Here is a 16,109-nt window from a genome sequence, read left to right as displayed (position 1 = left end):
CGGGGGCGGGTCACACGGATCGCGGACGGTCCTGCTTGACCGCGCGCAGCACCACGAACTTCGGTTCGCTCGCGACCACTTCGCTGTTGCCGAAGAGCCGGCGCAGGTGCGTGTGGTAGCCCATGTGCCGGTTGGCGACCACCCACAGCTCGCCGCCGGGCCGCAGCACCTTGCGCGACTGCGCGAACATCCGCAGCGCCGTCGCGTCCGTCGTGGCCTGGTGGGAGTGGAACGGCGGATTGCTCAGCACCAGGTCGACGGAGCCCGGCGGCAGCATGGCCACCCCGTCGCCGACCAGGAACTCGGCCGTCCGCCGGCCCTCGCGCACGTTCGCCCGGTACGTGGCCCGGGCCGAGGCGACGGCCTGGTAGGACTCGTCGGTGAAGACCACCTCGGCGTCCTCGTCGCCGACCTGGATCGCCGTGCCGACGACACCGTTGCCGCAGCCCAGGTCCACGACCCGGGCGCCGTCGGTGTTGGTCGGCAGGTTCTGCAGGAAGAAGCGGGTGCCGATGTCCAGCCGGTCCGCGCAGAAGATCCCCGCGTGGTTGACGACGGTCAGCCCGGCACCCGAGCCGCCGTCCTCGTCGACCGTGTACGTCAGCGGCCACGGCCCGGGGGTCGCGGGACGGGTGGCCCCGGGAGTGCCCGGCGTGCAGAAGATCAGCCGGGCCTTCTTCTCGGCGAGCGAGGTCTTCGTGGGGCCCAGGATCCGCTCGAAGAGCCGCAGGGTGGAGGTGTGGATCTCCTTCACCATGCCCGCCCCGACCACCACGGTCCCCGCGTGCACGTGCGGCGCCACCCGGTGCAGCTGGTCCTCCAGCAGCGCCAGGCTCTTGGGCACGCGCACGAGGAGCACGTCGATCCGCTCGGGCGGCGGGTCCTGCGTGGTCAGCAGGGTCAGCGTCGCCTTCGAGGTGCCGATCCCCGCCCGGTCCAGGTTCGCCGCGGTGGCCGACCGGGTCAGGGAGGAGTCGGTGATCTGCGTCGGGTGGTAGGCCGCGAGGGCCGTGGTCAGCGCACCCCAGCGGTCCCCGATCACGGTGACCTGGCCGGCGCCGGCCAGGTCCACCGGGCCGCGTTCGCCCGTACCGGAGTGGAGGTGGCGCAGGAGGTACTCGTCCGCGGCGTCCCAGGCGAAGAGCCGGTCGCGCGGGTCCTCCGGGAAGCGGGTGAGCTCGTAGGAGCCATAGGGCGTGGTCAGACGGTTCATATGGCCCCCAGGCTAACCGAGCCGGGGCACCGGCCCCACACGAACGGGGCCGGTGCCCCGGCGAGCGGTCCTACTCCGGGAGGTCCCCGGCCATCGCCGCGGCCATCCGCAGGTACGGACGGGCCTCGGCGGCCCGGCCGAGCCGTTCCAGCGTGCGGCCCAGCAGGAGCTGCGCGTAGTCCTCGACCGGCCACCGCTCCAGGAGGGAGCGGAGCTCGGCCTCGGCCCGCGAGAGCTGCGCGGAGTGGTAGTAGGCGCGGGCCAGCAGCAGCCGGGGCGCCAGCTGCTCGGGCGCCTCCTCGGCCAGGGCGTCCAGGATGCGGGCCGCCGTGGCGTACTCCTTCGCCTCGAAGAAGAGCCCGGCCCGCTCCCAGCGCTCGGCTGCCGTCCCGTGCCCGAGGTACGTCGTCGGCCCGTTCATCGCATCCCTTTCGCCGTTCGCGTCTTCCCGTTGTCGCGTTCGCTGCCTCCAACACGGGTGCACCCCGGAACATTCCGTCCCGCGCGGCTCGGTGCGGCCGACGGGCGCGGCTAGGTTGTCCGCATGAGCAATCTCGATCGCCAGCCCGCTCTCTCCGCCTGCGGCGGCCGCGGTTTCGTCGTCGCCGAACCGGTCCGCGAGCTCCTCAGTCCGCGCACGGTCAAGCTCGGGGAGTCCACCGAGGTCCGCCGCCTCCTGCCGAACCTGGGCCGCCGCATGGTGGGCGCCTGGTGCTTCGTGGACCACTACGGTCCCGACGACATCGCCGACGAGCCCGGCATGCAGGTCGCACCGCACCCCCACTCCGGGCTCCAGACGGTGAGCTGGCTGCACGAGGGCGAGGTGCTGCACCGCGACAGCGTCGGCAGCCTGGAGACGATCCGGCCCCGCGAGCTCGGCCTGATGACCTCCGGCCGCGGCATCAGCCACTCCGAGGAGAGCCCCCGCCCGCACGCCCGGCTCCTGCACGGCGCGCAGCTGTGGGTGGCCCTGCCGGACGCCCACCGCAACGTGGCCCCGCACTTCCAGCACCACGCGGAACTCCCGCAGGTCACGGCCCCCGGCCTGACGGCCACGGTCATCCTCGGCACCCTCGACACGGCGACCTCGCCCGGCACGGCGTACAGCCCCATCGTCGGCGCGGACCTGGCCCTGGCGGCGGACACGCGGACCAGCCTCCCGCTCGACCCGGACTTCGAGTACGCGGTCCTGTCCATGTCGGGCGAGGCGGAGGTCGACGGTGTCCGCATCCTCCCGGGCTCGATGCTCTACCTGGGCTGCGGCCGCACGGAGCTGCCCCTGCGGGCCCTGTCGGACGCGGGCCTGATGCTGTTGGGCGGAGAGCCGTTCGAGGAGGAGATCGTGATGTTCTGGAACTGGATCGGACGGTCCCAGGAGGAGATCGAACAGTTCCGCGACGACTGGACCCGAGGCACCCGCTACGGCGAGGTCAAGGGCTACGACGGCGCTCCGATCCCGGCCCCGCAGCTCCCGCCGACCCGCCTGAAGCCCAGGGGCAGAACCCGCTGAACCGCAGGTACGTCCTGACGGCGCGGTCCGGTGCAGCGGCGACGCGGCTCGGCAGCTGCGGCGGACTCCGGAGGCGAGGGAGAGCGAGTCGGGTGCGTCGCGCAGCTCGTCGATCACGGCGTCGAGGAGGTCCGCGGGCACGCGCGCACGTCATCCACACCAGCGTTGCCGTCGGGCAGGGCGCTCACGTCACCAGGTGCAGTGACGTTGCCGCGATGCCGAGCCGTACGCTCTGGCCCCAGGTCAGCTCCAGGGCGTCGGCCTCCATGCCGTCGCCGAAGACCACGAGCCGGTCCGATTCCACGGTCAGCCGCAGCCGCTGGCCCCGTTCCAGCTCGCCGGCGACCCTCGTCGTTCCGGACGTGGGCGAGGGCCAGGCCTCGCGCACGAACCACAGGAGCCGCCGGTCGCAGGGGGCGGGCAGTCCCGCGGCGCCGCCGCGCTCCAGCCACAGGGAACGCAGCCAGCCGGTGGCGCCCGTACCGGTGCCCACCAGCACGCCGGAGGACGCCTGGGCCTCTCCCGGCTCCTCCTCGCCGTCGGGGCCCAGGCGGTAGCGGGCCGTCTGGTGACCGGGCGAGCCGAGGTAGATCTCGTTCAGCGCGAGGAGGCGCTGGGTGTCGTCGGCGACGGCCTCGACCATGGTCAGCTCCTCCGTGCGGCCCCCGGCGGCGGTCGCCGCACGCAGCAGGGCGGACGCGTCGGCGCTGCGGTGGCGGACCAGGACGCCCGGGTTGCGCCCCGGATCGGTGTCGATGCCCACCACCGGCTGTCCGCCCAGGTACTTCGCGGTGTTCGCGACCAGGCCGTCCTGGCCGACCACGACCACGACGTCCTCCGGGGCGAACAGGAAGCGGTCCAGGTCGGCCCGCTCCACCCGGGAGCTGCGCCAGGTGAGCGGCACCGCCGCCGCGACCTCCCGCAGTGCCTCCCGCGTGCGGTCGTGGCGGCGGACCACCTCGTCGATCGAGCGGCCCCTGCTGGAGAGGAAGAACGCGGCCTGCCCGTGCGTCCCGTGCCGGGCGAGCAGTTCCTCGTACTCGGTCCTGCGGTGCACGAGCACCGCCCGCGGGGCCAGGCTCACTCGCCCGCGCCGGCTTCCGGGCGTCCGAGCCGGGCGAGCAGGCCGGTGAGGACGTCGGGGGAGAGCGTGACGCTCTCGATCCGCGGCAGGTTCTCCGCCAGCCGGGTCGCGGCCAGGGCGTGCAGCGTGCCCGGGCCGGCTTCGTCGTGCACGCGCAGCCAGGCGGCCTGGACCTCGGCGCGCGCGGCGCCCGTCTCGCGCGCCGCCTCGGCGTCCGCGCGGGCCAGGCGCACCTTGCGGGCCGCCTCCGTCTCGGTCCGCACGCCGTCCGCCGCCGCCTTCTCCTCGGCCTCGCGGCGGGCGTTGATGCCGCGCTGGTCGATCAACTGCTCCTCGCGCCGGGCCAGTTCGATCTGGCTGGCCAGCTCGTTCTCGGCGATGGCGCGCTCACGCTCGACGGCGACGGCCCGCCGTTCGTAGGTGGCCCGGTCCGCCTCCTGCTGGATCTGCTCGCGGGCCGGGGTGCGCAGGGCGCGCTCCACCTCGGCTTCGGGGCGGATCGCCACCACCCGTACGGCCACCACGTCGATGCCGGTGGCCGGGAGCCTGGGCTCGGCGGCCAGACCGGCGGCGACCCGCTCCCGTACGGAGGCGACGCCGTCCACCAGGGCGACGGCCAGCGGGGTGCGGGCCAGTACGTCCAGCGTGTGCTGCTGCGCGGTCTCGGTGAGGAGCGTGGCGATCTGCTCCAGGGGCGCGCCGCGCCAACTCCCGGTGTCCGGGTCGACGGAGAAGTCGATCCGGTCCGCGGCCTGGGCCGGGTCGCTGATCCGGTAGGTGACCGTGGCCTGCACGGCGACGTCCTGGAAGTCGGAGGTCCGGGCATGGAACGCCATGGCCAGCTCCCGGTCGTCGACCGGCACTTCGGACAGCGCGGCCGACAGGGCCCGGTACCAGAAACTGAGCCCTCGCCCGTCGTGGGCGAGTCGGCCGCGCTTGTGGTGGCGGACGTGCGCGGTGGGCGCGGAGCGCAGATGACGCCAGCCGAAGCGCCGGGTGATGTCGGCCATGGCGGACCCCCTTCATTTCGTCAGCGCGACGATAACGGGTCCCGCTTATATCGTCAAGGGGACGAGAAGGGGTGGTCCTCCCGGCGCGCCGGCGGCGCGTCCGGGAAGACCGGTGGGCACGGGGCGGGCGCGCTCACACGTCCCGGCGCCTCACCACGACCACGGCGAGTGCGACTGCGATCAGCGGCCACACCGCGTACACGATCCAGGAGCCGGGGACCGTGGCGGTGTACCCCGGGGATCCGGGATCCGGCTCCCAGTTCTGGACCAGGCGCTTCCAAGCGGCCGACACCATCGCGTGGTTGACGTCCGCCGACCAGCGGTCGCCCTCCGAGAACATCGGGGGCAGCATGAGCAGCGTCACGACGCCGGCGACCACGGTCGCGGCGCCGTGGCGGATCAGGGCGCCGAGGCCCAGGCCGATCAGGGCGCAGACCGGGGCCAGCAGCGCGGACGCCGCCAGCGCCCGGAGCACACCGGGGTGGGTGAGCGGGACCCCGGCGTGACGCCCGGCGAGGACGGCCTGGGAGACCAGGAGGGAACCGGTGGAGACGACCGTGCCGACGGCGGTCCACAGCATGGCGGTGACGGCCGCCTTGGCCGGCACCACCGAGCCGCGGGCCGGGACGGCCACGATGGTGGTGCGGATCAGCCCGCTGCCGTACTCGCTCACCACGGTGAGGGCGCCCATGCTGCCGGCGACGAGGGTGGCCACGGCGGAGGACGCGACGACGAACAGGACGGTGAGGGCGATCGTCCACGGCGTGGAACGCAGGGACCACGTCTTGATCCACTCGGAGGCGAGCAGGTCGCGGAAGCGAGCGGGTGGCCCGGGGCACGGTGGTGGGAGTGTTCATCGGGGCCGTCCTGCCTGGTATTCGACGCTGTCGGCGGTGAGTTCCATGAAGGCCGACTCCAGCGAGGCGGTGGGGGTGGTCAGCTCGTCCAGTCGGATGTGGTGCTCGAAGGCGAGCGCTCCGATCCGGTTCGCCGGGAGGCCGGTCACGGAGAGCTTCTCCGCACCCGCAGAGCCCTCCGGCTCGACCGTGGCGCCCGCCGCCGTCAGCACGGCTGCCAGTTCGGCCGCCCGGGGTGTTCCCACCACGACGCCGCGACGGGCGCCGCGGGCCGCGAAGTCCCGTACCGACTCGGCGGCGATCAGGCGGCCCCGGCCGATGACGACCAGGTCGTCGGCGGTGTTCTCCATCTCCGACATCAGGTGGCTGGAGAGGAAGACCGTGCGCCCCTCGGCGGCCAGACGCCGGAAGAGCCTGCGCACCCACAGCACGCCCTCCGGGTCCATGCCGTTGATGGGCTCGTCGAACACGAGCACGGGCGGGTCGCCGAGCAGAGCGGTGGCGATCCCCAGCCGCTGCTTCATGCCGAGGGAGAGACCGCCGATGAGACGGCTCGCCGCCTCGGCCAGCCCCACGTCCCGGAGCACTTCGTCCACCCGCCGCCGCGGGATGCCGTTGCCGCGGGCCAGGGCGGAGAGGTGGGCGGTGGCGCTACGGCCGCCGTGGACCTGACCGGCGTCGAGGAGGGCGCCGACGTGGCGCAGCCCGCGAGGGTGCCGGCGGAAGGGGACGCCGCCGACGGTGGCCTGAGCCGCGAACGCCGCGAGCACGCCGTGGCGCTGCGTTCGCAGGAAGTGGCCGAGGCCGTGACGGCCGAACGGCTGCGGATCGCACGGGAACTCCACGACGTGGTCGCGCACAGCATCGGCATCATCGCCATCCAGGCCGGCGTGGGCAGCCGCGTCATCCAGACCCGGCCCGCGGAGGCCCGCGAGGCCCTGCGCGCCATCGAGACCACCAGCAGGGAGACGCTGTCGGGCCTTCGGCGCACGCTCGTCTCACTCCGCCGTGCCGAACGGGGTGCGACGGCCTCGGAGCCGTCGCCGCTCGCACCGTCGCCGGGGCTGGCGGACGTCGAACGGCTGGCAGCGGCGACCGCGGACGCGGGGGTACGCGTCGACGTGCGCCGCGGCGGGGAGCAGCGTCCGGTGCCGACCGACATCGACCTGTCCGCCTACCGGATCGTGCAGGAGTCACTGACCAACGTGGTCCGTCACGCGGCCACCGAACGGTGCCGGGTGGCCATCGACTACCGGGACGGGGAACTCCTCGTGGAGGTCGTCGACGACGGGCGCGGTACCACCGGAGACGGCTCGGCCCACGGCTTCGGCATCATCGGCATGCGGGAGCGGGTCGGCCTGGTGGGCGGCCGCCTCACCGCGGGCCCCCGACCCGAGGGCGGCTTCCGGGTGGCGGCCCGGCTGCCGCTGCCCGCCCCCGCCCCCGCCACGGTTGCGGTGGTGGCCCGATGACCGTCCGGATCCTGCTCGTCGACGACCAGCCGCTGGTGCGGTCCGGTCTGCGCGTCCTCATGGCGGACGACCCCGGCCTGGAAGTCGTCGGTGAAGCCGCCACCGGCGCCGAGGCGGTCCGGCTGGCCCGGGACGTCCATCCCGACGTCGTGGTGATGGACATCCGGATGCCGGGCATGGACGGGATCGAGGCCACCCGCCTGATCACGGCCGACCGGGCCGCGACGCGGGTCCTCATGCTGACCACCTTCGACGAGGACGACCACGTCTACGGCGCGCTCCGGGCCGGTGCGAGCGGCTTCCTGGTCAAGGACATGGCCCTCGACGACATCCTCGCGGCGGTCCACGTGGTCGCCGCCGGTGACGCGCTGATCGCGCCCGGCGTGACGCGCCGTCTGATCGCCGACTTCGTCGGGCGCCCCGAAACGGTCCCGCGGCGCTCTCCGCAACCGGTCGCGGGCATCACCGAACGGGAACGGGAGGTGCTGACCCTGATCGGACGCGGCCGGTCGAACACCGAGATCGCGGAGGACCTCTTCATATCGGTGGCAACCGCCAAGTCGCACGTGTCGCGGCTGCTCGCCAAACTGGGCGCGCGCGACCGCATCGAGCTCGTGATCACCGCCTACGAGACGGGACTCGTCACGCCGGACCGCTGAGCGACGCGCCTCGGCCGGTGCGCAGGAGTCGGCACGTCCGGACCGTCGGGGTGCGCGCTCGCTCCCGCGACGGCGGGCGCGGGTGCGGGTGCGGTGCCGTCCGGGGGATGACTGGTTCCCGTCATTTGTCCGGTGTGGGGGATCGGCGAGGGTCGTTCGCGCCGCATCGATCCCACCTGCCTTTCCCTGCGTCAACAGCGGTTATCGCGCCTCCAAACCCCTGTTCATAAATGCATGCAGGATGACCGGATCGATACGACGGGGCAGGACGGCTATTCCTGCACTGCTACAGTTTCCCTCCCGTACATCTTTCGGCTGCCGACTCGGCCGCCGCTGAAGGTGATACCGGAAGTGGCGAAAGGGGGGCGTGTTTCTGGGGTGGGCCGTCTTTCGCGTTTCGTGTGGAATTTTCGGCACCGGGCAGCGGCTCGCTCGTGCAATGTCCCGCACCGGGCGGTGCATGCCCGCCGGTGCCCGCACCGGTGTGCCCTTCGCCGCTCCACCAGGCCCTCACGGGAGGTGTCCTTGTCCGATCAGCACCCTCGTTCGATGCTCGCGCGCGGTCTGAGCGTTCTGCGTTGCTTTCGGCCGGGCGAACCAGAACTCCAGTTGTCCGAAATAGCGCGCAGAGCCGATATGCCCAAGGCGACCGCCCACCGGATCATCTCGGAACTCGTCGAGGAGGGAATGCTGGAGCGCGGCGAGAAGGGCTTGCGGCTGGGCGTGGCACTTTTCATGCTGGGTGCGCGCGTTCCCCGCCAACTCAAGCTGCGCAGTCTGGCTTTCCCGTACGCGGAACAGCTCCACCACGTCACGCGGGGGAGCGCGTTCATTTTCATTTCCGACGCATTCGGTCCGGACGCGGCGCTGGTGGACGCGGTGCGCCGGGCGCACGGCTCCGGTACCGAGCTCGGAGTCGAGGACGAGGCCTGGGCGTCGGTGCAGGCGGCGACCCGGATCTTCCACGCCTTCGCCTCCGGCCCGGTGCTGCCCCTCGCGGCCGCGTGGGGCGAGGCGGAGGGGGAGGCCGGGCGGGTCCGGCACCAGGGGTTCGTGGCCGTGCGCGGCGTGACCGGCGCCATCGGCATCGCCGCCCCCGTGCTCACGGCGTCGAGCACGGCGGTGGGCGCCCTGGCCGTCACCGGCCCGCCGGGGCGGCTCCAGGTCGTCGGGGCGGTCTCGCACCTGAGGGCGGCGTGCGCCGCCGTCTCGCGCGCGCTCCAGCGGACGCCCGACATGGCGCTGGCCCAGTGACGTCCCGCTGACGCGCACCTGCCGCACCCGCGCGGGCCCCCTCGTCGCGCGGGTGCGGCGGACGGTGCGGGACCGCCGGCCTCGGGACCCGGCCCGCCCCCCCTCGCGCGCGTGCGGACGGGCCCGGCCCGACCGCAGCCCCCGGGAGACCGGCAGCAGCGTCGCGGACCCCGCCGCCGTGGCGCCGCGTCAGACCCGCAGGGCCGTGATCAGGGCGGGTGACAGCCGGCCCGCCAGGAACTCCGTGCGGGCCGCGTCGAGGGTGTCGCGGATGAGATCGGCCGACGCGGGCCCGTAGATGCCGGCCACACTTCCCCGGAAGATGCGCACGACCTTCAGGCGGTCGGTGAGCAGTGCCACCGCCCACCGCGTCAGGTCCCTGTGGACCACGTCCGCGAAGCCCGCGCGCTCCAGCTCCCGCAGCCGGTCGGCGAGCGGGGTCGTGAAGAACACCCCGCGCGGGTGGGTGGCGCGGAACGGCTCCGACGGCCCGTCACCGCCGGGCGTCAGGCTCACCTCCTCCGTCAGGACGAGCAACCCGCCGCGGCGCAGCAGCCGTCCGGCCTCGCGCAGCACCTCGCCGGGCGCGGGGAAGTGCGGCATCGATCCCGTCACCAGGACGACGTCGAGCGAGGCGTCGGGGAGCGGGACGGCCGTGGCGGACGCGCAGATGTCGGTCGTCCCGGTGCGCCCCTGCGCGTGGTTGATGTTCCGGCTGACGGCGCAGTGCTCGGGGACCAGGTCGACGCCGTGGGCACGGCGCACGGTCAGCCCGCCCGCGGTGATCTTGTCCACCGTGTACCGGAGGGCGCCGCCGAAACCGCTGCCCAGCTCGCACAGGTCGAGCGGACCTCCGCCGTGGTCGATCACGGCGGAGGCCACCAGGTCGCAGCCCTGCGGACCGAAGTGGCCCATCTGGTCGAGGCCCAGCAGTCCGGCGGGACCCTCCTCGCCGCTGAACTCGACGATGGAGCGCTCGGTGCGCTCCCAGTCGTGCAGCGCGGGGAACAGGTCCCGGTGGTAGCGGTACTGGGCTCCCCGCTGACCCGCCGGTGAAGCCGCTCCGGCCGCCGCCGGTACGGGCCCGGGCCCGGGACCGGACCCCCGTCCGGCATCGCGCCCCGCGGCGTACGGCCCGGCATCCGGCATGGTGACGCTCCTCGGTCGGTCGGTCGGTCGTTCGTTCGGTACGTGCGTACGGCGGGCCGCCGCCCGGCCGGGGCCCGGTCCGGCTAGGGCGCGTCGGCGGACCTGAACTCGTCGGGTACGGCGGCGCAGACGGAGTCGAGGATCGCGAGGGCCTCCTCGGCCTCCTCGTCCGAGGCCACCAGCGGCGGGAGCAGCCGGAGCACCTCCGGCCGGCCCAGGCACGGCGAGACCACGAGGCCCTTGCGGCCGAGCTCCATCAGCACGTCCCCGGCCGCGGCGGGAGTGCCGAACTCCACGCCCCACAGGAGCCCGCGGCCACGCACCCGCGTCACCAGGCCGGGGTGCCGGCCGGCGATCCGCGCCAGGCCGTCGGCCAGCAGGCGCTCCAGCACGGCTCCGCGCGGCGCGAGTTCCTCCACCGCCGTGAGGGCGGCGAGGCCGGCCGCCGCGCCGAGCGGATGCCCCGAGAAGGTGGTGGTGTGGGCGAACGGGTCCGCCGTCAGCGGGGCGTACAGCTCCGGCGTGGCCAGCACCGCGGACAGCGGCTGCACCCCGCCGCCCAGTGCCTTGCCGAGGAGCACCGCGTCCGGGCGCACCCCGGCCTCGGTACTGACCAGCCGGGGGCCGCACCGGCGCAGCCCCGTCTGGATCTCGTCCGCGATCACGAAGGCGCCGTGCGCGTGCGCGGCGTCGGCCAGGGCCCGCAGGAAAGCGGGCTCCAGCGGCAGCACCCCGCCCTCGCCCTGGACCGGCTCGAAGAGGACGGCCGCCACCCCGCCGTCCGCCCCGCCCGCCGCGAAGGCCGCGGGGATCGCCGCAGTGTCCGCCGGGATGTGGATGACGCCGCCCAGCAGGGGTTCCAGACCGCGGCGGTAGCGTGCGTTCGAGGTCGCGGCCAGTGCTCCGAGGGACTTGCCGTGGTAGGCGCCCTCGATCGCGAGGACGCGGCTGCGGCCCGTGGCGAGCCGGGCCAGTTTGAGCGCCGCCTCGACCGCGTCACAGCCGTTGAGCCCCAGCCACACCTTGGTCAGGCGTTCCGCATCGCCCCAGGCCGCCAGCCGCCGGGCCAGTTCGGCGGTCGTCCGGTTGGCCAGCACCCGGGTCGACACCGGCATCGCGTCCAGCTCGTCGCGCACGGCGGCCAGGACGGCCGGATGGCGCTGCCCGAGCAGGGTGACGGCGTAGCTCCCGAAGTCCAGGGCGCCACGGCCGTCGGAGAGCAGCAGGCGGGCGCCCTCGCCGCGCATCTCGATCGCTCCGGAGCCGTTCATCCCGTAGACCAGGGCCAGTTGGGGGGACTGGTGGCGGCGGGTCGCGGCGAGCGCGTCCCGGGCGGCCCCGTGTCCGTCGCTCGCGGCCATCGGTGCCGTCCTCTCCTCGTCCGGCGCCGACCGGTCCGGCGCGGACGTGATGGGAATCCGTCCAAGGACGGTTCTAGCGGTCCGCGCCGCCGCGGAGAAGTCGCGTTCCGGCTGCCGGAACGTTCGTTGCCCGCGGCGGCGCCCCCTGAAAGGCTGGGCGCCGCCGCGGGAGTTCCCGATTTCCGCGGACATCCGGTGAACGCCCACCGGAATGCCTCGGGAATCGCCCGATCCCCCCGACGCCCCGCCGGCAGCCGCATCGGAAAGGTGCACCGAACTCCATGCAGACCACTTCGGCACGTGCCGACGCATTTCCCGGTCCAGGAATTCTGCAGAGCCGTCTGGCCGCCTTTCTGGACGAGCGCGCCATCACCACGGACGCGGTGCGCCGGGAGGCGGACCAGGGCATGGGCGCTCCGGTGCTCGCCGTCGCCGCCGGATCCGTACTGGCCGGCTTCGGCAACCACCGCAGCGACCTCGACCTCTTCGTCCTGGTGGAGAACGACCGGCTCACCCGCTTCCCCGTCCAGTCCCACGAGCACGGCACGCTGATCGACGTCAACATCCGCCGGGCGAGCGCCGTCCGGGACACCACGGCCGCCCTGCGCGTCGAGCCCTGGCCCCGCTTCGCGTCGGTCGGCGAATCCGGCTGGAACCACCGGCGCCGCGCCCTCAACACCGCGAACCGGCTCGCCCTCGGACTGCCGCTCGTCGCCGCGCCGCCCTGGGACGCCTGGTACGCCGCCCTGCGCGCGCCCTGGCACGCCGACGTGGTGGAGCAGTGGTGGACGGTGGAGGCGCACCGGCTCGCCCAGGCCGCCCGCTGGCTGCTCGGAGCCAAGCCGATGGCGGCGGCGGCCCGCGCACGCGAGGCGGTGGTCGCCGCGCTCAACGCCCGGGCCGCGGCCGGCGGACAGGTCTACCTCCCCGCCAAATGGGTGGGGGAGAAGCTCAAGGCCCTCGACGACGCCGAGGGCCTGGCCGTCCTCGGCGACGCCCTGGCCCCGCCCCTCGACCCCCGCGAGCGGGTCCCGCACTGCCTCGGCCTCGTCGAGCGGCTCGTCGGACCGGCCGGGCCGCTCCACGCGGTCCTGCGGTGGTCCACCGGCATCGGAACGACCGCCCTGGACGACCGCACGGTCGTGGACCGGTGGCAGCTGCGGGCCCTGGAAGTGCTCCGCTCCGACCTGCCGCACCAGGAGAGCGACGCGGTCGTCTGGTCGGGCCCCGCCGGCTCCGCACTCCCGGACGACCTGCTGCCCCTGTTCGTCGGCGGCATGATGTGGCTGGGAGTGGCCCAGCCCGACCCGGAGGTACCCGCGTGACGCCCCCCGGCAGCACCGGCCCGGCCGCCACGGCGCCCGGCGAAGCCGTCCCGACCGACCTGCGCCGGCTCCTCGCGTTCCGGGCCCACGGCGCCGCCCGCCTGCTGCTCGGCTGCCGGGCCCGGCTGGAGGACATCGAGGGCGCCGCCGCCGCGGGCCAGACCGAGGTCGCCGTCCTCATGGCGTACGAACTCGTCCAGCTGTCGCTGTCCGTACGCGGGCTGCGCACCGAGGGGGAGTTGAGCTACGGGCGCGACGAGGCCGCCTCCGACCCCTTCGCCGGCGTCCCGGCCGACCAGGTCGAGGCGGGGCTGCTGCTCGCCGCCCGGGGCCGGGAGGCGGCGAACGGAGACCCCGCGCGCGGCGAGGAGTGGCTGGAGCGGCTCCGGGACCACCTGCGGGACACCGAGGGCCTGCTCGGTTACCGCGAGCCGCTGCCCGACGTGCGGTCCGGCAGCGGACTCATGAAGGGCTTCAAGCTGGCCCGCACCTGGCAGCCCCACCTCCAGCGCGTCGGCCTCCCCGACCTGCTGCCCGAAGCCTGGTCGCGCCGTGTCGACTGACCCGGCCCCCGCGAACGCGAACCCGAACCCGAACCCGAGCGCGTCCGGCGGCCCGCCGCTGCCGCTGAGCCTGCGCGGCGTCGGCAAGCGGTACGGCTCCGTGACGGCCCTGGACGACGTGAGCCTCGACATCGCCGAGGGCGAGGTCGTCGGCCTGCTCGGACACAACGGTGCGGGCAAGACCACCCTGATGTCCCTGGTGGCCGGGCTGTTGCGGCCCGACGCCGGCGAGATCGAGGTCCTGGGCGTCTCCCCGGTCCGCGAGCCGCGCCGGGCCCGCCTCGGGCTCGGCCTGGCGCCGCAGGAACTGGGCGTGTACCCCCCACTGACCGTACGGCAGAACCTCCGCTTCTTCGCGGAGCTGGCGGGACTGCGCCGCCGGGAGGCCGAGCGGCGCATCGAGGAGGCCGCCGCACCGCTGGGCCTCACCGACCTGCTCGAACGCCGCGTCGGCCGGCTCTCGGGGGGCGAACAGCGGCGCGTGCACACCGCCATGGCCCTGCTGCACCGGCCCAGGCTGCTCCTGCTCGACGAGCCGACGGCCGGCGTGGACGTGGAGACCCGGGCCCGGCTCATCGCCCACGTCCGCGAGCTGGCCGCCGCGGGCACGGCCGTCTGCTACTCGACCCACTACCTGGGCGAGGTGGAGGACCTCGGCGCGAGCGCGGCCGTACTCGACCACGGACGCCTGGTCGCCCGCGGCACCGTCACCGACCTGGTGCGCGACCACGGCGAGGGCGCCGTGGAGCTCACCTTCTCCGGCGCCCCGCCGCCCCTGCGCGTCCCCTGGCCGGTGACCCGCGCCGACGGAACCCTGCGGGTGCACGCCCGCGAGCCGCACCTCGCGGCACCCGAGGTGCTCGCCGCCCTCGGCGACTCCCTCCCGAGGCTGGTCAACCTGCGGGTGCTGCGGCCCAGCCTGGAGACGGTCTTCCTGGCCCTGACGGGACAGCGGCCCGAGGCCGGGGCCGAGACCGGTGCCCCGGGCGCCACGGCGGCCGCGGCCGGTCCGGACGACGGGCGCGGGGACGGCCCGACACCGCCGGCCGGCCGGACCGTGGAGGCGGGTCGCCATGGGTGACGGGTCACCGCGCCGGATCGCCGCGCTGGTCCGGCAGGACGTCAGGCTCCTCGTGCGCGATCCGGCGCCGCTCGTCGTCCGTACGGTCATGCCCCTGCTGATCATGGGCTTCATGCAGCCGCTGTTCCGCGCGGCCCTGCGGGCCGGCGACGTCGAGGACGCCACCGGAGCCGAACAGGGCGTGCCCGGCATGGCGGTGATGTTCCTCTTCTTCCTCGTCACCGTCATGGGCTTCGCGATGTTCCGGGAGCACGGCTGGAACACCTGGGACCGGCTCCGGGCGGGCCCCGCGCGACCGTTCGAGCTGGTCGCGGGACGCATCCTGGTCCCCCTGGCGGTCGCGGTGGTGCAACTCGCCGTGGTCTTCGCCGCGGGCGGAGCGCTGTTCGGGCTGCGGGTACGGGGCTCGTGGACCGCGCTCGTCGTGGTGGGCGTCCCCCTCGCGCTGTGCGTGGTCATGGCGGGCATGGCGCTGGTGGCGCTCTGCCGCACGATCGCGCAGCTCAGCGTCTTCGCCAACCTCCTCGCCCTGGTCTTCGCCGGTCTCGGCGGGGCGCTGACGCCGCTGTCCGCGCTGCCGCAGTGGGCGCGTCCGCTCGCCCCGGGCGTGCCCAGCTACTGGGCGATGCGCGGCTTCTCCACCGTCATCCTCGACGGCGGCGGGGTGCGCGCGGTCCTGCTGCCGGCCGGCGTGCTCTGCGCGTTCGCGGCCGGGCTGACCGCGGTGACCCTGCTGTTCTTCCGGGTCCACCACCGCAAGCTCTCGTGGTCCTGACGCCGCGCACGCGCGGCCCCGGTCGCGAAACCCGCCGTCCCCCGCCTCCCGAACCCGCCACCGAAGAAGCCGCCCCCGCGCGACATCCGAGAGGGACGCCATGCCCGCCGTCGTGGTCTTCGACTGTTTCGACACCCTCGTCCTGTCCCGTCCGCTCCCGGGAGCGGAGCACTTCACCGCCTGCCTCGCCGACGTGCTCGCCCTGGACCAGCGGCGGGCCGGCGAGGTCGTGCGGAGCGTCTTCGACGCCCTCCTCACCGCGATGGCCGACCCGTCCGCGCTCCAGCCGCCGACCCTCGACCTGCTGGAGGCAGCCCTGCGGGAGCAGGGCGAACGCCGGGAGCGAGCCGATCTGGAGGAGGCGCTGTGGCGGGCGTTCGGGTGCGCCGACCCCGCCCAGTACACCCTGTGCGCGCCCGTGGCCGACGCCATGACCCGGATCGCCGCGGCCGGGCACACCGTCCGCCTCATGTCCAACTGCTACCTGCCGGGCCCCCTCATGCGCAGGCTCCTGGACGGCCTGCACGTGCCCGGGGTGTACGAGCGGGCCCTGTTCACGGCGGACGGCGGTCCGAAGAAGCCGGATCCCCGCGCATTCCGGCTCATCGCAGAGGGCGCGTTCGACCGGCGCGTGATGGTCGGGGATTCCGCCGAACTCGATATCGAGCCGGCGCGCGCGCTCGGCTGGGAGACCGTGCGCGTGAATCCCGCGCGCCCCGATCCCGCCCGGCTCCTCGCCCTCCTGGAACTCCGGTAAACGATTCTGCCGACAGCCGCCCGGAACACCCGCGCCGAT

At 74.4% G+C, this 16,109-nt stretch carries 17 protein-coding genes; 9 read left to right on the top strand and 8 right to left on the bottom strand.

Annotated elements, in window-relative coordinates:
• Positions 1 to 10: 10 nt before the first annotated feature.
• Positions 11 to 1,204, bottom strand: a complete 1,194-nt coding sequence (locus CP968_RS05205) for a methyltransferase (protein WP_150521729.1) — start codon at positions 1,202 to 1,204, stop codon at positions 11 to 13.
• A 79-nt stretch (positions 1,205 to 1,283) separates the two neighbouring features.
• Entirely contained in the window at positions 1,284 to 1,634 is a 351-nt protein-coding gene (locus tag CP968_RS05200) for a tetratricopeptide repeat protein (protein WP_150516865.1), read from the bottom strand.
• 123 nt (positions 1,635 to 1,757) lie between these two features.
• Between CP968_RS05200 and CP968_RS05195 the strand changes: the two genes are divergently transcribed.
• Positions 1,758 to 2,723 carry a pirin family protein gene (locus tag CP968_RS05195; protein WP_150516864.1) on the top strand — a complete coding sequence of 322 codons (966 nt, stop codon included), beginning with the start codon at positions 1,758 to 1,760 and terminating at the stop codon, positions 2,721 to 2,723.
• Between the two features lie 184 nt (positions 2,724 to 2,907).
• On the opposite strand, the gene CP968_RS05190 is transcribed toward CP968_RS05195, so the two are convergent.
• The 4 genes from CP968_RS05190 to CP968_RS05175 form a co-directional block, all read right to left on the bottom strand.
• On the bottom strand, positions 2,908 to 3,807 hold the full coding sequence (locus tag CP968_RS05190; protein WP_150516863.1) for a diacylglycerol kinase catalytic domain-containing protein: 900 nt from the start codon (positions 3,805 to 3,807) through the stop codon (positions 2,908 to 2,910).
• A complete protein-coding gene (locus tag CP968_RS05185; protein WP_150516862.1) occupies positions 3,804 to 4,817 on the bottom strand; it encodes an SPFH domain-containing protein in 1,014 nt (337 codons plus the stop codon). The genes CP968_RS05190 and CP968_RS05185 overlap by 4 nt, the downstream gene beginning before the upstream one ends.
• 133 nt (positions 4,818 to 4,950) lie before the next feature.
• Positions 4,951 to 5,532 carry a hypothetical protein gene (locus CP968_RS05180; protein ID WP_229886211.1) on the bottom strand — a complete coding sequence of 194 codons (582 nt, stop codon included), beginning with the start codon at positions 5,530 to 5,532 and terminating at the stop codon, positions 4,951 to 4,953.
• Positions 5,533 to 5,670: 138 nt separating this feature from the next.
• A complete protein-coding gene (locus tag CP968_RS05175) occupies positions 5,671 to 6,465 on the bottom strand; it encodes an ATP-binding cassette domain-containing protein (RefSeq protein ID WP_373304044.1) in 795 nt (264 codons plus the stop codon).
• Here CP968_RS05175 and CP968_RS05170 point away from each other — a divergent pair.
• From CP968_RS05170 to CP968_RS05160, 3 genes are all read left to right on the top strand, one after another.
• On the top strand, positions 6,448 to 7,146 hold the full coding sequence (locus tag CP968_RS05170; RefSeq protein ID WP_327169233.1) for a sensor histidine kinase: 699 nt from the start codon (positions 6,448 to 6,450) through the stop codon (positions 7,144 to 7,146). The genes CP968_RS05175 and CP968_RS05170 overlap by 18 nt on opposite strands.
• Positions 7,143 to 7,805 carry a response regulator gene (locus CP968_RS05165; RefSeq protein ID WP_150516859.1) on the top strand — a complete coding sequence of 221 codons (663 nt, stop codon included), beginning with the start codon at positions 7,143 to 7,145 and terminating at the stop codon, positions 7,803 to 7,805. Before CP968_RS05170 ends, CP968_RS05165 begins: the two co-directional genes overlap by 4 nt.
• Positions 7,806 to 8,354: 549 nt before the next feature.
• Complete coding sequence (locus CP968_RS05160; protein ID WP_150516858.1) at positions 8,355 to 9,059, top strand: IclR family transcriptional regulator; 705 nt, start codon at positions 8,355 to 8,357, stop codon at positions 9,057 to 9,059.
• A gap of 189 nt (positions 9,060 to 9,248) precedes the next feature.
• On the opposite strand, the gene CP968_RS05155 is transcribed toward CP968_RS05160, so the two are convergent.
• Both CP968_RS05155 and CP968_RS05150 read right to left on the bottom strand, forming a co-directional pair.
• Positions 9,249 to 10,208, bottom strand: a complete 960-nt coding sequence (locus tag CP968_RS05155) for a methyltransferase domain-containing protein (protein WP_150516857.1) — start codon at positions 10,206 to 10,208, stop codon at positions 9,249 to 9,251.
• An 83-nt stretch (positions 10,209 to 10,291) separates the two neighbouring features.
• Positions 10,292 to 11,569: an aspartate aminotransferase family protein gene (locus CP968_RS05150; RefSeq protein WP_150516856.1), complete on the bottom strand. Its 1,278-nt coding sequence runs from the start codon at positions 11,567 to 11,569 to the stop codon at positions 10,292 to 10,294.
• Between the two features lie 281 nt (positions 11,570 to 11,850).
• Between CP968_RS05150 and CP968_RS05145 the strand changes: the two genes are divergently transcribed.
• The 5 genes from CP968_RS05145 (at position 11,851) to CP968_RS05125 (ending at position 16,070) form a co-directional block, all read left to right on the top strand.
• Positions 11,851 to 12,894: a hypothetical protein gene (locus tag CP968_RS05145; protein ID WP_150516855.1), complete on the top strand. Its 1,044-nt coding sequence runs from the start codon at positions 11,851 to 11,853 to the stop codon at positions 12,892 to 12,894.
• Positions 12,891 to 13,457 carry a hypothetical protein gene (locus CP968_RS05140; protein ID WP_229886208.1) on the top strand — a complete coding sequence of 189 codons (567 nt, stop codon included), beginning with the start codon at positions 12,891 to 12,893 and terminating at the stop codon, positions 13,455 to 13,457. The genes CP968_RS05145 and CP968_RS05140 overlap by 4 nt, the downstream gene beginning before the upstream one ends.
• Positions 13,447 to 14,538 carry an ABC transporter ATP-binding protein gene (locus CP968_RS35295; protein ID WP_150516854.1) on the top strand — a complete coding sequence of 364 codons (1,092 nt, stop codon included), beginning with the start codon at positions 13,447 to 13,449 and terminating at the stop codon, positions 14,536 to 14,538. Before CP968_RS05140 ends, CP968_RS35295 begins: the two co-directional genes overlap by 11 nt.
• Positions 14,531 to 15,313, top strand: coding sequence for an ABC transporter permease (locus CP968_RS05130; RefSeq protein ID WP_150516853.1), 783 nt, complete (start codon positions 14,531 to 14,533; stop codon positions 15,311 to 15,313). Before CP968_RS35295 ends, CP968_RS05130 begins: the two co-directional genes overlap by 8 nt.
• A 100-nt stretch (positions 15,314 to 15,413) precedes the next feature.
• Positions 15,414 to 16,070 (top strand): HAD family hydrolase, encoded by a 657-nt coding sequence (locus CP968_RS05125; protein ID WP_150516852.1) that lies wholly within the window; start codon positions 15,414 to 15,416, stop codon positions 16,068 to 16,070.
• The last annotated feature ends 39 nt before the right edge of the window (positions 16,071 to 16,109 follow it).

Source organism: Streptomyces subrutilus (genome assembly GCF_008704535.1).
Lineage (GTDB): Bacteria > Actinomycetota > Actinomycetes > Streptomycetales > Streptomycetaceae > Streptomyces > Streptomyces subrutilus.
Note: the sequence above shows the minus strand (reverse complement) of the source record. Positions and strands in the feature narration are given on the sequence as shown.